Origin of the sequence: Rhodococcus sp. NPDC056960 (genome assembly GCF_042674125.1) — a bacterium.
Lineage (GTDB): Bacteria > Actinomycetota > Actinomycetes > Mycobacteriales > Mycobacteriaceae > Rhodococcus_F.
On record NZ_JBHURF010000005.1, the window covers coordinates 61,423 to 75,648 of the forward strand.

At 69.7% G+C, this 14,226-nt stretch carries 12 protein-coding genes; 4 read left to right on the plus strand and 8 right to left on the minus strand.

What is annotated here, in order from left to right; genetic code table 11:
- Window positions 1–24 precede the first annotated feature (24 nt).
- Window positions 25–492 carry a tRNA (cytidine(34)-2'-O)-methyltransferase gene (locus ACFTWF_RS09390; RefSeq protein WP_378460963.1) on the plus strand — a complete coding sequence of 156 codons (468 nt, stop codon included), beginning with the start codon at window positions 25–27 and terminating at the stop codon, window positions 490–492.
- On the opposite strand, the gene ACFTWF_RS09395 is transcribed toward ACFTWF_RS09390, so the two are convergent.
- A complete protein-coding gene (locus tag ACFTWF_RS09395) occupies window positions 473–1,393 on the minus strand; it encodes a LysR family transcriptional regulator (RefSeq protein ID WP_378460964.1) in 921 nt (306 codons plus the stop codon). The genes ACFTWF_RS09390 and ACFTWF_RS09395 overlap by 20 nt on opposite strands.
- Before the next feature lie 89 nt (window positions 1,394–1,482).
- Between ACFTWF_RS09395 and ACFTWF_RS09400 the strand changes: the two genes are divergently transcribed.
- Window positions 1,483–2,526 (plus strand): TDT family transporter, encoded by a 1,044-nt coding sequence (locus tag ACFTWF_RS09400; RefSeq protein WP_378460965.1) that lies wholly within the window; start codon window positions 1,483–1,485, stop codon window positions 2,524–2,526.
- 7 nt (window positions 2,527–2,533) lie between these two features.
- Here ACFTWF_RS09400 and ACFTWF_RS09405 read toward each other — a convergent pair whose 3' ends face one another.
- The 4 genes from ACFTWF_RS09405 to ACFTWF_RS09420 all read right to left on the minus strand — a co-directional run bounded on the left by ACFTWF_RS09405 (window position 2,534) and on the right by ACFTWF_RS09420 (window position 7,897).
- Entirely contained in the window at window positions 2,534–2,842 is a 309-nt protein-coding gene (locus ACFTWF_RS09405) for a rhodanese-like domain-containing protein (RefSeq protein WP_378460966.1), read from the minus strand.
- Entirely contained in the window at window positions 2,839–3,732 is an 894-nt protein-coding gene (locus ACFTWF_RS09410) for a DUF4349 domain-containing protein (protein WP_378460967.1), read from the minus strand. Before ACFTWF_RS09410 ends, ACFTWF_RS09405 begins: the two co-directional genes overlap by 4 nt.
- A 23-nt stretch (window positions 3,733–3,755) precedes the next feature.
- Window positions 3,756–7,010: an error-prone DNA polymerase gene (locus ACFTWF_RS09415; RefSeq protein ID WP_378460968.1), complete on the minus strand. Its 3,255-nt coding sequence runs from the start codon at window positions 7,008–7,010 to the stop codon at window positions 3,756–3,758.
- 143 nt (window positions 7,011–7,153) lie between these two features.
- On the minus strand, window positions 7,154–7,897 hold the full coding sequence (locus ACFTWF_RS09420) for a (2Fe-2S)-binding protein (protein WP_378460969.1): 744 nt from the start codon (window positions 7,895–7,897) through the stop codon (window positions 7,154–7,156).
- A gap of 154 nt (window positions 7,898–8,051) precedes the next feature.
- On the opposite strand from ACFTWF_RS09420, the gene ACFTWF_RS09425 reads away from it, so the two are divergent.
- Together ACFTWF_RS09425 and ACFTWF_RS09430 are read left to right on the plus strand one after the other, a co-directional pair.
- Entirely contained in the window at window positions 8,052–10,172 is a 2,121-nt protein-coding gene (locus tag ACFTWF_RS09425) for an MMPL family transporter (RefSeq protein ID WP_378460970.1), read from the plus strand.
- 33 nt (window positions 10,173–10,205) lie between these two features.
- On the plus strand, window positions 10,206–12,200 hold the full coding sequence (locus tag ACFTWF_RS09430; protein WP_378460971.1) for an SDR family oxidoreductase: 1,995 nt from the start codon (window positions 10,206–10,208) through the stop codon (window positions 12,198–12,200).
- A 5-nt stretch (window positions 12,201–12,205) separates the two neighbouring features.
- Here ACFTWF_RS09430 and ACFTWF_RS09435 read toward each other — a convergent pair whose 3' ends face one another.
- From ACFTWF_RS09435 to ACFTWF_RS09445, 3 genes are read right to left on the minus strand one after another with little or no spacing between them, the layout of a single operon-like run.
- On the minus strand, window positions 12,206–13,084 hold the full coding sequence (locus ACFTWF_RS09435) for a sucrase ferredoxin (RefSeq protein ID WP_378460972.1): 879 nt from the start codon (window positions 13,082–13,084) through the stop codon (window positions 12,206–12,208).
- A gap of 29 nt (window positions 13,085–13,113) precedes the next feature.
- Window positions 13,114–13,692: a YdeI family protein gene (locus tag ACFTWF_RS09440; RefSeq protein ID WP_378460973.1), complete on the minus strand. Its 579-nt coding sequence runs from the start codon at window positions 13,690–13,692 to the stop codon at window positions 13,114–13,116.
- A 10-nt stretch (window positions 13,693–13,702) separates the two neighbouring features.
- Window positions 13,703–14,215 carry a hypothetical protein gene (locus ACFTWF_RS09445; protein ID WP_378460974.1) on the minus strand — a complete coding sequence of 171 codons (513 nt, stop codon included), beginning with the start codon at window positions 14,213–14,215 and terminating at the stop codon, window positions 13,703–13,705.
- Window positions 14,216–14,226: the final 11 nt, after the last annotated feature.

A 14,226-nucleotide genomic window follows, 5' to 3' on the forward strand; every position in this document is an offset into this window, starting at 1 on the left:
GCGGTGGGGCCCTAAGCTGTGCGGGTGTTCCGAGTGATGTTCCACGAACCCCGAATCCCACCCAACACCGGCAACGCCATCCGCATGGTGGCGGGCACCGGTTGCGAACTGCACCTGGTGGGCCCACTCGGATTCGACCTGTCCGAACCGAAACTCAAACGAGCCGGGCTCGACTACCACGACCTGGCGTCGGTGACCGTGCACGAGAACCTCGAGGCGGCCTGGGCTGCGATGCGGCCGGAGCGGGTGTACGCGTTCACCGCCCACGCCACCGTCTCGTACGCCGACATCGCGTACCAGCCCGGCGACGTCCTGCTGTTCGGCCCGGAACCCACCGGACTGTCCGCGGAGGTGCTGGCCGACCCGCACGTCACGGAGCGGCTCCGCATCCCGATGCTGCCCGGCCGGCGCTCCCTGAACCTGTCCAACGCCGCCGCCCTCGTCACCTACGAGGCGTGGCGCCAGCACGGATTCAGCGGCGCGGCCCGGTAACCGCGGCCGCGCCGGCACCGAGGGCGATGTCCAGGAAGTCGCGTGCGGCGCCCTGCACCCCGCGCACCGGATCCCACACCGCGGACAGGCGGCGCGGCATGCTCAGCCCCTCCACCTGAACGGAGGCCAGGCGGCCGTCCGTCAGATCGGCGGCCACCGCGAGGGACGACAGCACCGCCGGCGCATTGCCCGCGACGACCGCCGCCTTCACGGCCGTGCACGACGTCAACTCCAGCAACGGCGGGACACACTGCGGCACCGCGTTCTCCAGCGTGGTGCGTGTTCCGGAACCGGACTCCCGCTGGATCATCGGCGTCGCGGCGAGTTCGGACACCGGAATCGGTGACCGGCGCACCCATTCGTGCTCCGGCGGCACCACGACCACCAGATGGTCGCGGCCGATCTCCCGCACCTGCAGTCCCGCCGGAATGTCCGGGCCCTCGACGAAACCGAGATCCGCCTCACCGGACAGCACCCGTGCGGTCACCTCCGACGAGTTCAGCAACCGCACGTTGGTCACCACGTTCGGGTACTTGCGCCGCATCGCGACGGTCCATCCGGGGACCAGGTACTCGGCGATCGTCATGCTGGCCGCCACCGTCAGTCCGGCTTGCCGCTCGCCGCGCAGGGCGGCGACCCCGGACGCCAGTTCCTCGGCCGTGGCGAGGATGTGGCTCGCCCATTCCAGGATCAAGGCGCCCTCCGACGTGGGTCGCACCCCGCTCGCGCCGCGACTGAACACCTTGATGCCGAACTGGCGCTCGGCGGACCGCACACGTGCACTGACGGCCTGCTGGCTGAGCCCGTGTTCGCGGCCCGCCGCGCCCATGCTCCCGAGCCGCTCGACGGACAGCAGGACGTCGAGGGCACCGAGTTCGGGGACACGGGGAGACAGCGGCACAACCCAAGGCTAGTCCCACAAACGCGATTTGTGGGCATTCAACGACAAGCCTTCTACCGGCCACGACGATGCCGCGGCAGGCTTCTGGTATGACCCCGAATTGGTTCGCAGCAGTGATGGGCACCGGCATCGTCGCAGTCGTCGCCGCGGCTTTTCCCGCCGACGTTCTCGTGGCCCGCACGGTCGCCGAGATCTTCTGGCTGATCGCCGTGACGCTGCTCACCGGGCTGACGACCGCACTCGCGCGGCACTGGATTCTTCGCCGCTACGACGCCCTCGCGGACGCCCGGAGCCACACGATGTTCCCGTTCTACGGCGCGGTGGCGATGGCTGTACTGACCGTCGGTGCCGCCACCGGATCGGCGGGCCACGAACTGCTCGGCGGTGCCGCCGTCGCCGTCGCGGCCATCCTGTGGACGATCGGGACCGCGCTCGGGCTCGTCACCTTCGCCGTCATGGCCCGCAGGCTGACCCGGCCGCACCAGGTGGCCCCGGCGCCGTCCTGGCTCATGCCCGTCGTGCCGCCCATGGTGTCGGCCGCCACGGGGTCCGCACTGGTCCGGCATCTCGCGGACGGCGCACCGCGGATCGCGCTGCTGGTGCTCTGCTACGCACTGTTCGCCCTCGCGCTGAGCGCGGCGCTGACCGTCGCCGCCGTCGTCGGGAGCCACCTGGTGCGCAACGGCCTCCCCGACATCCCGCTCGTTCCCACGCTGTGGATTCCGCTCGGCGTCATCGGACAGTCGGTGGCGGCGATCAATCTGCTCGGCGGCGCCTCCGGCCAGGCCTGGCTGCATTCGGTGGGTGTGGTCTACGGGACCACGGTCGGCGCGCTCGGTGTCGTCACCCTCGCGACGCTCGTCACCGTGACCGCCGGCGCGTTTCGGCGCGGGCTGACGTTCGCACCGAGCTGGTGGAGCTTCACCTTCCCGGTCGGCACGTGCGCGCTGGGCGCGAACTCGCTGGGCGTCGCACTGGATTCGGTCGTGATCGTGGGCGCAGGCGTGACCCTGTGGTGCGCGCTGCTCCTGATCTGGGGCACCGTCGCCGTCAACACGCTGCGGCACGTCACCGGACTACTCGGCGAGCGCGTCGCCCGGGACCGGGTCCACGCCTACGGCGCAGCCCGCTGACCACCCGTCAGGCGCCCGACTCGACGGGCCGCCCGGACTGCATCCACGCGGACGTCCCGCCCGCGACCGACACGGCGTTGATTCCCCGCGCATTCAGGTACTCCGCGGCCTGCAGGCTCCGGCCACCCACCGCGCAGATCACGTAGACGACCTCGGCGTCCGGGATCTCGTCCACCCGCGCAACGAACTCGCTGAGCGGGATCAGCGTCACACCGGGAACCCGCGCCTGCGCGTACTCGTCGGCCTCGCGCACGTCGATGACGGGGGCACCCGACGCCAACGCACCGTCCAGGGCCTTCAGGTCGACTTCGATCATGGGGTCTTCGCCTCTTCTCGTTCCGGCGCCGGGCCCGGCGGGGGGCTGGGCTGCCTGTTGGACATCCGGCGCAGACGGTACGCGCCGTACCCGATCAGTGCGATGACGGCCACGAATCCGAACCAGGGAATCAGCGCTCCCACGACCACGGCGCCGCCCTTGATCGCGGACAGCAGGGCGTTCCAACCCGCGACGACGCCTTCCCAGAAGTTGTCCGGACCGGGACTGGGTTGTGCGGCATCGGTGGCGGTGACGTCGATCGTGAGCGTCGCCAGCGCCACCTGGTCGCTCAGCGACCGCTTCTGGGCGGTCAGACTGTCGAGTTCGCCCTGACGCTCCGACAGTGCACGCTCGGCCTCGATCAGATCCGCCGTGTTGGCCGCCGACGTGATGAGGGCCTGCAAGCGGGTGACGGACGCCGTCAAGGCTCCGATCCGGGCGTCGAGGTCCTGCGACTGCATCGTCACGTCGCTCTTCGTGACGCTGACGCTGGTGACCTTGCCGAGTCGACGCAGATCGTCCAGCGTCCGGGTGAGCGAATCGGCGGGCACGCGGATGGTCAGGGAACTGCTCGCGTCCTGGTCGTCGGAGCCCGGCTGTTCGGTGAGCTGGTCGACGCGCCCGCCCAGATCGTCGACCTCGTCCACGATCTGCCTGCCGACGGCCACCGGGTCGTCGGCGGTGATCGCGACCTGGCCGGTGATGATCTCCTGCCGGTCGGTGGGTGCCTGATCCTTCGCGGGTTGCTGGACCGCGCCACCGATTTCCATCCCGCTCGGGTTCCCCGTCGCGGGGGCGGGCGACGGCTGGGAAGAATCGCTTCCGGAACCACTACACCCCGCAAGCGCCAGGGTGGCCACGACGATCGCCGACAAGACGTATCTCCTCATGTCCGAATGCTAGCGGTGCGCGCTCACCGGAAGTCCCGGGATTTGGCGGACACCCGCAGATCCATCAGCTGCAACCGATCCGCCACCACCGTCACCGCCCCCTCCGCGTTCTGCACCCTGCCGCGGATCAGCAGTGCGGGTGCCGTGTTGGCGAGCTTGCGGTACTTCGCCCACAATCCCACCGAACACACCACATTGACCATCCCGGTCTCGTCCTCGAGGTTGATGAACGTGACTCCCGCCGCCGTCGCCGGGCGCTGCCGGTGGGTCACCGCCCCTCCCACCAGAACCCGGTCGCCGTCGGGGACATCGAGCAGGTGCGCCGCCGGGACCACCCCGAGCGCGTCGAGTTGCGGACGCAGGAACTGGGTGGGGTACGTGTCCGGGGACACCCCGGTGGCCCACACGTCGGCCGCGGCCAGTTCGAGATCGCTCATCCCCGGCAGGGTCGGCGCGCGGGTGGACGCCCCGATCCCCGGCAGCCGGTCGCGGCGCTCCCCCGCCGCGGCGCCCGCCGCCCACAACGCTTCCCGCCGGGACAACCCGAAACTGTCGAGAGCACCCGCGGTAGCCAGCGATTCGGCCTGCGCCGTGCTCAGTTCCACCCGGCCGGTGAGGTCGAGGAACGACGTGTACGGCCCTCCGTCGCCGCGGGATTCGACGATCCGCTCGGCCAGCGCGGTCCCGATGTGCCGCACCTCCCCGAGCCCGAGACGCACCTCCGTTCCATCCGCCTCGACGGTGGCGTGCGCGAGACTCGCATTGATGTCCGCGCCGCGCACCTGCACCCCGTGCCTGCGGGCGTCGGCCACCAGCGACTGCGGCGAGTAGAACCCCATCGGCTGCGCCCGCAGCAGACCGGCGCAGAACGCCGCCGGATGATGCAGCTTGAACCACGACGAATAGAACACGAGGGCGGCGAAACTCTGCGAATGGCTTTCGGGGAAACCGAAATTCGCGAAGGCGTACAACTTCTCGTAGATCCGGTCGGCCACGTCGCCGCCGATCCCGTGCACGTCCCGCATCCCCTGGTAGAACCGCCCCCGCAACCGTTCCATCTTCTCCGGCGACCGCTTGGATCCCATGGCCCGGCGCAGCTGGTCGGCCTCGGCCGGGCTGAAACCCGCGACGTCGACCGCCATCTGCATCAACTGCTCCTGGAACAGCGGCACACCCAGCGTCCGCTTCAGCGCCTTCTCCAGGGACGGGTGATCGTAGGTCACCGGCTCTAGCTTGTTGCGGCGGCGGATGTACGGGTGCACCGAACCGCCCTGGATCGGACCGGGGCGGATGAGCGCCACCTCCACCACCAGATCGTAGAAGTTCCGCGGTTTCAGCCTCGGCAGGGTGGCCATCTGGGCCCGCGACTCCACCTGGAACACCCCCACCGAGTCCGCCCGCTGCAACATCTCGTAGACGGTGCTCTCCGAGAGGTCCAGTTGCGCCAGATCCACCTCGATCCCCTTGTGCTCGGCCACCAGGTCGATCATGTAGTGCAGCGCCGAGAGCATCCCGAGGCCCAGCATGTCGAACTTCACCAGACCCACTGCCGCGCAATCGTCCTTGTCCCACTGCAGAACACTGCGGTTCTCCATGCGCGCCCACTCCACCGGGCACACGTCGGCGATCGGCCGGTCGCAGATCACCATGCCTCCCGAGTGGATGCCGAGGTGCCGCGGAAACCCCTCGATCTGCGCGGCCAGTTCGAGGACGGCCGGCGGAATGTCGGTGCCGGCCTCCTTCCCGATGCCGCCCCAGCGGCTGACCTGTTTGCTCCACGCGTCCTGCTGCCCCTGCGAGAAACCCAGCGCCCGGGCCATGTCCCGCACCGAGGACTTCCCGCGGTACGTGATGACGTTCGCCACCTGCGCCGCGTACTGGCGTCCGTACTTGGCGTAGACGTGCTGGATGGCCTCCTCCCGGCGATCGGATTCGATGTCGACGTCGATGTCCGGGGGGCCGTCGCGTTCGGGTGAGAGGAAACGTTCGAACAGCAGCTTGTTGCGGACGGGATCCACGTTGGTGATGCCGATGGCGAAGCAGACGGCGGAGTTGGCCGCCGAACCCCTTCCCTGACAGAGGATGTCGTTGTTCTTGCAGAACGACACGATGTCGTGGACCACCAGGAAGTAGCCCGGAAAGTTCAGCTCGGTGATGATGTCCAGTTCGTGCTCGATCTGCCGGTAGGCCTCCGGCCGGTCCGCCTGCGCACCGTAACGGCGTCGTGCTCCGTCCATCGTGAGCTGCCGCAGCCAACTCGCCTCGGTGTGCCCGTCGGGCACGTCGAACGGGGGCAGTTGCGGCGCGATGAGCCGTAGGTCGAACGCGCACTCCAGACCGAGGTCCGCGGCACCGCGCACGGCTTCCGGATACGCGGCGAAGAGGTGTGCCATCTCCTCACCGGACCGCAGGTGCGCTCCGCCGGCAGGCGCCAGGTGCCCGGCCGCGTCGTCGAGACTCTGCCGGGCCCGGACGGCGGCCATCGCCATGGCCAGCCTTCGCCGCGGCGGTCCCGCGAAGTGCGCGGCCGTGGACGCGATCACCCGAAGTCCGTGCCGCTGTGCGAGTTCGGCGAGGCAGGCGTTGCGCTCACCGTCCTCCGCGACGCCGTGATGGGTGAGTTCCACCGTGACCCGGTCGGCCCCGAACCGGTCGATCAGTTCCCGCAGCCGTCCGGCTGCGGCGTCCGGGCCACCGTCGGCCAGCGCCTGACGCACATGACCCTTCCGACACCCGGTCAGGATCTGCCAGTGCCCACCGGCCGCGTCGGCGAGACGGTCGAGGTCGTAACGGAGTTTGCCCTTCTCCCCTCCCGCGAGGTGCGCCGCCGCGATCTCCCGGGAGAGCCTTCGGTACCCTTCCTGACCTCGCGCCAGCACCAGCAGATGCGCGTCGTCCAACGACAGTTCGGAGCCGAACACGGTGCGCATGTTCAGTTCCTTCGCCGCCTCCGCGAACCGGACCACACCGTAGAACCCGTCGTGGTCGGTGAGCGCAATGGCCTCGAGACCGAGCCGGACGGCCTCCTCCACCAACTCTTCCGGCGGCGAGGCGCCGTCGAGGAAACTGAACGCCGAATGCGCGTGGAGTTCGGCATACGGAACGGTGGAGCCGATGCGTTCCCGACGGCCCGCCCGGTACTCGCCCCGCTTGCGCGACCACGCGGGACTGTCGCCGCCGTCGCCCGGATACAGCGACTCCGGGGGAATCCGCCCCGGCCGGCCCGACAGGACCCGCTCCATCTCGGACCATGTCGGCGGACCGTTTCCCCAACCCATCTGGCTACACCTCTTCATGCCGCGCACATGCCGTGCCGAGACCATGGAAGATGCCGCTGGGGAAGGCGCATCGTTCGAACGGGAGTTCGAATGCCGTCAGTCTGCCATCGCATGCCCGGGCGGGTCAATGCGGGGCACCGGACTCATGTCACGAGCGCGGCCAGTCCTCGCAACCGGTCGTCGGCAGGTCTTCTCGGGCAGCTCACGCACTTGTCCGGCCCGGGGGTCTCGTAGATCAGGCAGCACGACGCCCGCTGCGTGAACCGGCGGGACACCGCCCCGGCGCGCACGTCGACGAACCGCGGGTCGGGCATCACGACCCCCGCCCGGTGCAAGGCGTCCACCAGTTCCCGGGCGAAGACACTGCCGCGTACCCGGTCGCCGCAGGCCGCGCCGGCGTCGAGGGCCCGGTTGGCGATCGAATCCGTCGCGATCGCCCACATCGCGGCCTGCCGCACTCCGGCCGCCGCGGCGAGGGCGTCGATGATCGGCGTCAGCGCCCCGGCCATCTCCGAGGCCAGCACGGACAGCCCCTCGGCGACCGGCAGCGCCGACGACGCGGTCAGGCCGCCGAGAGACCCGTCGCCGCGCAGGAACGCCACGGCGTCGCCGAGCCTCGGCCGGGCGGCGAACCCCGTGACGAGCGCGGTCGCGATCGGGATTCCGGTCAGTGTCGAACTGGCCGCGTACCACCAGAGGGTGCCGTCGACGCGGGGATCGCCACTGCCCCACCGCCGCGCCGTGTCCGCGATCCGGTCCGCGAGCCAGCCGGGATCGGTCAGGCGGTCGGCCGGGAACGAGGAGTCGCCGGGGTCCCCGATCTGGTCGGCGATCATCGGGACGCGGCGGACGGTCGCTTCGTAGACACGCCGCAGTTGCTCATCCATCGGCCGGTCCCGGGATCTCCCTCGACAGCCGCTGACCGGTGATCGTCATCCGACCATCCTGCACGACGAGTGCGGGCCACCCCCACCGGGAACTCCTCGATCCGCACTACAGTCGGCAGTCGCACCGCCCCCTCACACCATCCGGAGTTGACGCATGACACGTTGGGCCTCGACCGTTGTTTCACGCAAATGGTGGGTCCTGACCCTCGCCGTGATCGCCGTTCTGGTGAGCGGTGCCTGGGGCACCGGCGTCTTCGCGAAACTCAGCTCGGGTGGATTCACCGACCCCGGTAGCGAATCCGCCGAGGTGGCCCGGATCGTCCAGGACAACCTGGGTCCACAGACCCCGGACATCATCGTCATCTACACCTCACCCGACGGGAAGACGCTGGACGACCTCGGCCCCGAGGTCACCGCGAGCCTCGACCGGTTCGCGGCCGATGTGCCGACGTATGCGGTGACGTCCTACTGGACCGCGGACGCGACGAGGAAACAGTTGATGGTGTCGAAGGACGGCACCAAGGCGTCGGCCGCGATCACCGTCGACCCCGGTGCCGGGATCACCGCTGCCACGTTCGACGACCTGCTGCCGAAGCTCGAGGTGGAGGGCATCGACACCGAGTTCGCGGGCAACTCGGTGGTGGGTGTGGCGTTCGACAACCGGCTGCAACGGGACCTGGTGCTGGCCGAGGCGATCGCGATCCCGATCACTCTCGTGCTGCTGGTCTTCATCTTCGGCGGGCTGGTGGCCGCTGCCGTTCCGGTGTTCGTCGGGCTGCTCTCGATCTTCAGCGCCCTGGCCACGCTGCGCCTGCTGACCCTGTTCACCGACGTCAGTTCGTTCGCGATCAATGTGGCCTCCCTGCTCGGCCTGGGGCTCGCGATCGACTACGGCCTGTTCATCGTCGGACGTTTCCGCGAGGAACTCGAATCCGGCGCCGATGTCGCCGAGGCGACCCGGCGCACCGTCCTGACGGCGGGCCGCACCGTGCTGTTCTCCGGTCTGCTTCTCGTGTGCGCGTTCTCGGGCATGCTGGTGTTTCCGCAGGACGTGATCAAATCGCTCGGATTCGGCGCGATGGCCGCGGTCGCGAGCGCGGCTCTGCTGTCCCTGACCGCGGTCCCGGCACTGCTCGCGATCCTGGGACACCGAATCAACGCATTGAGCTGGCGCAAGGACGCGGCCCAGCGCGGTGAGGTGCGCGCCCGCAGGTTCTGGGGTTCGGTCGTCACGTGGGTGATGCGGCGACCGGTCGCCATCGCGGTCGGCATCGTCGCGGGGTTGATGGTCCTCGCCTCGCCCCTGCTCAGTGCGTCACTCGGTGAGGTCACGTACACGGCGCTGCCGGAGAACGATCCCGCACGCATCGCCACCGACACTCTGAGCACCGAATTTCCCACCACCGGAAACGGCGCCACCCTCATCCTCCGGGGCACCGACGGCACGGCCCCGACCGCCGCCGACGGCGCCGCGGTCGCCCAGGCCGCCGGCCGGGTGGCCGGTATCGGGGCGGCCACCGTCGTCGCGTCCGGCAACGAACTGGTCGCGATCCAGGCCGTCTACTCCGAGGGCGTCACCACCGACGACCAGAGCGCCGCGGTGGCGGGTCTGCGCGCCCTCGCCGCGCCGGAGGGGACCGAACTTCTCGTCGGCGGCGGTCAGGCGACCGTCGACGACGGCAACGCGGCGATCGTGCACGGCATGCCGGTGATGATCGCGATCATGGTGGGTTCGACGCTGGTGTTGTTGTTTTTGGCGTTCGGGTCGGTGGTGCTGCCGATCAAGGCGGTCGCGATGGCGGGGTTGAGCCTCGCCGCCACGTTCGGTGTGCTCACGTGGATCTTCGAGCTGGGGCACGGTGCGAGTCTGCTGGGGGTCAGCCCGAATCCCCTCGAGGCGACGTTCGTGGTGCTCATCCTCGCCGTGGTCTTCGGCCTGTCGACCGACTACGAGGTGTTCCTGATGTCGCGCATGGTCGAGGCCCACGAGGCGGGCGCGACCACGGAGGAGGCGGTGCGTTTCGGCACCGAGCGCACGGGCCGGATCGTCACGGCCGCCGCGCTGCTGCTCGTGGTGGTGACCGGAGCGTTCACCGTCTCCGGCCTGTCGATCATGCGGCTTCTCGGCGTGGGCATGATCGTCGCCCTCCTCGTCGACGCGACGGTCGTCCGGATGCTCCTCGTTCCGTCCCTCGTAAAGCTGATGGGCGAGGCCAACTGGTGGGCTCCGGCATGGATGAAGACGGTGCACGCCAAGGTGGGCCTCGGCCACTAGTGCAATATCTTACCGAGGAGTAAGTTCGGGGTCATGGCCACCTACCTCGTCACCGGCGGAACCGGATTCCTGGGTCGGCACGTGCTGCCCCTCATCCTCGACCGCGATGAATCAGCCGAGATCCACGTCCTCGTCCGCCGCGCGTCGGTCGCGCGACTGGAGACCCTCGTCGAGGGCATGCCCGGCGGCGAGAGGGTGCATCCACTGATCGGCGACCTGACCGAGCCGGGCCTCGGCATCACCTCGGCACCCGCGGCCGACCACGTCCTGCACCTCGGCGCGATCTACGACCTCACGGTGGGTGACGAGCAGGCCGCCACCAATGTCGACGGCACCCGCTCGGTGATCGAACTGGCCCGGCAACTGGACGCCACCCTTCACCACGTCTCCTCGATCGCCGTCGCCGGCGACCACGAAGGACCCTTCCGGGAAACCGATTTCGACCTCGGTCAGGGTTTTCCGACCCCGTACCACCGCACCAAATTCGAGGCCGAGAAACTGGTCCGCGAGGCCGAGGGCGTGCGCAGGCGCATCTACCGCCCCTCCGCGGTGGTCGGCAGTTCGGTCACCGGCGAGATGGACAAGATCGACGGTCCGTACTATCTGTTCCCCGCCATCGCGGCGCTCGCGAAACTCCCCGCGGCCCTGCCCGTGGCGGTCCCCCGGATCGGATCGACCAACGTCGTCCCCGTCGACTACGTGGCGGCGGCCCTCGTGGAGTTGATGTCGGCGCCCGGACGAGACGGCCGGACGTTCCATCTCGTGAATCCGCGACCCCAGCCGGTCCGGGAGATCTACGCCGCGCTCGCGAAGGCCGCCGGCGCACCGCACCCCGCGGCCGGCCTGCCCGGCGGACTCGTCCGCCCCTTCCTCACCCCCACCCCCGACTCGGCCCTCGACGCGGCCCGCAAGGTCGTTCTCGGCGGCCTCGGCATTCCGCCGGTCCTCGTCGAGAACATGACCCTGCCCACGGTGTTCGTGAACGACGACACCCGGGAAGCGCTGCGCGGCACAGGAATAGATGTCCCCGATTTCGCGTCGTACGCCGGCCGCCTGTGGTCGTACTGGCGCGAGAACCTCGACCCCGACCGCGCGCGACGGCCCCACCCGGCCGGACCGCTCGTGGGCAGGCACGTCGTGATCACCGGCGCATCGTCCGGGATCGGCCGCAGCTCTGCGATCGCGACGGCCCGCAAGGGCGCGACGGTGATTCTCCTAGCCCGGCGCACCGAGGAACTCGACGCGGTGGTTTCCGAGATCCGCGCCGCGGGCGGCGAGGCCTTCGGATACACCTGCGACATCACCGACGACGAGTCGGTGGAACACACCGTCAAAGCCGTTCTCGCCGAACACGATCACGTCGACATGCTGGTCAACAACGCCGGACGTTCGATCCGGCGGGGTCTCTACCACTCGACGGACCGGTTCCACGACTTCGAGCGGACCATGGCCGTCAACTACTTCGGCGCCGTCCGCCTCGTCCTCGCGTTCCTCCCGCAGATGCGCGAACGGCGGTTCGGGCACATCGTCAACATCAGCAGCGCCGGGGTCCAGGGTGCGACACCGCGGTTCGCCGCCTACATCGCGAGCAAGTCGGCGCTCGACGGCTTCACCGATGTCGCGGCGTCCGAAACCCTGTCGGACGGAATCACCTTCACCACCATCCACATGCCGTTGGTGGAGACACCGATGATCGCACCCACCGGCCGGTACAACGTGGGTCCGATCACGTCACCGGAGAAGGCGGCCGCGATGGTGGTCCGGGCGCTGATCGAACGCCCCAAGCGCATCGACGTCCCCACCGGCACGCTCGGGGAACTCGGCCACGTCTTCGCGCCCGCCGTCAAGGACCGCGTGATGCACCAGATGTACCGCATGTTCCCCGACTCACCGGCGGCGAAAGGTGAGAGCACGGCGGACGCGGCACCGGTTCCCCGGCACGCGCCGGAACCCCGGCAGCACACGTCGTCGGTGCTGGGCCGCGCCGCCCGGAAGGTCGGAAGGCTGGTGCCCGGCACCCACTGGTGACCGTCTCAGGGGGCGAGCGCGCGGATTCCGGTGGCGACGACCGGTCGCACCGGCTTCGGCGCCGCCCCGCAACTCGCCGGCCGGGGCGGCAGTTCCCGTTCCTCCACCTCGACGGCCCAGCGGCGTCCGTCGCGGTGGGTGACGATCGAATTCGCAAGGACCGTCAGATCGTCCGCGGCGGCGTCCACGAATTCGCGGACGGCGAGTTCCGCGACCTGTCCCGGCACGTCCCAGCAACTGCGTCCGCGCAGCCCGGTCGGGTACACCTCGCCGCGGGCCGCGGCGCGCACCGCCTCGACGCTCTGCCGCACCGACAGCCTGCCGTACGTGTAGCCCGTCGGCAGCAGGATCTGCGACGGCGCGAAGCGGTGCCCACCGGTGTGTGAGCACTCCCACACGGCGTCGCCGAATTCCTCGGCCAGTGCCGCCGCGACCGGACGTCCGAGGACGGCGCAGCACTGATCTCGTTTTCCGTGCGCGCACACCAGCACGACGGGGTCCGTCACGGGCGTTCCCAGACCGGGCGCGGTCCCGGCGACCAGACCGAGGTCGAGATCGAGGAGGTCCTCCGGGAACGCGATCTCGAGCCGCTCGCACCACGACCGCGCGGGATGCGACTGCGCCAGCAGCACCGTGCGCCGATCCGGGGCCGCGGCGTTGCGGCCCGGTCGGCGGATGAACATGATCCGCACCCCGGCCGCGTCCGCGCGGGCGCCGAGTTCCCGGGCGAGGTCCGGGCCGAGCGCCGTGCCGTCGAGCACGTCCCGGCCCCAGGCACCCGGAAATTCCAGGCACACCCATCCGGTGACCTGCGCAGCGGTCCCTGCGAGGGGTTCGTCGCAAGCGGACAGCGCGGAGCAGGTGGCGGTGATCGTGTCGGGCACGATGCCATTGTGTCAGCCCCGAAAATCGGTCAGTCGTGGAACTTCCTGCGTTCCGCCAACTGCTGGACGAACTTCTCGATGCGGCGGGCACGCGTCTCCGGGCGTTTCGCGTCCTGCAGTCGGTAGAAGATGGCGTACCGGTTGTGGCTGTCGAGCGTCGCGTAGAAGGCCTCCGCCTCGGGATTCTGCGCGAGGGCGTCCAAGAAGTCCTGCGGGATCTCCGCGGCCTTCTGTCCCGCGTACGCGCGGTCCCAGCGACCGTCTGCTCTGGCCCGTTCCACTTCCGCCGCCCCGGCGGGTTCGAGGAGACCGGCCTCGGCGAGTTTCTCGGCGAACTCCCGGTTCCGCTTCGACCACGGGCTCCGCGACGAGCGCGGGGTGAACCGCTGCACGAAGAAGTCGTCGTCGACGCGGCGGACCTGGCTGTCGATCCAGCCGTAGCAGAGCGCGACCTCGAGGGCCTGGTCGTAGCCGATCGACGAATGCGCCGACCCCTTCTTGGCCATCTTCAGCCAGACGCCGGGTGAGGAGTCGTGATGGGCGCCGAGCCACTGCCGGAACTCGGCCTGACCGGTGAAGTACTCGACGCCGAGTTCGGCAGCACACATGTGCCCGAATCTAGCGGGAGAACAGCTTTCCCGCCCAGACTCGCACGAATCCCTGGGACAGGTATCCGAGTGCGCCGAGGGCAAGGACCCACTTGGTGACGCTGACCGCGCTGGTGGCCCGGACGGTCGCGTCGGTGATGTGCTCGCGGTGCGACAGCAGGTGCAGTCCGACGAGGTTCTCGGCGTAGTCCCCCGCCGCCGAGATCACCGGGGCCGCCGCCAGCGCCCACTGCGTGCGCGTCGACAACGGTGTCAACTCGGCCAGACGCTGTGCGCCCGTGCGCAACGCGACCGCGTAGATCACCGGATGGACGAAGTCCGGGTAGTAGTGGCTCCGGTAACGCGCCGTCTCGGCGGCGGTCATGCCGTCGAGTATCGCCGTGTAGGACCGGGCGGACCGGGCCGTCTGGATCTCGGCGAGCCGCGGTGCCATCGGGCCGAGCAGCCGGATGATATTCGCCTGCGAGATCACGAAAGCTGCGGACCAGCCGAGGAGCCTGCGATCGAGTGTGGTGAGCGCCATGAGCCGATCCT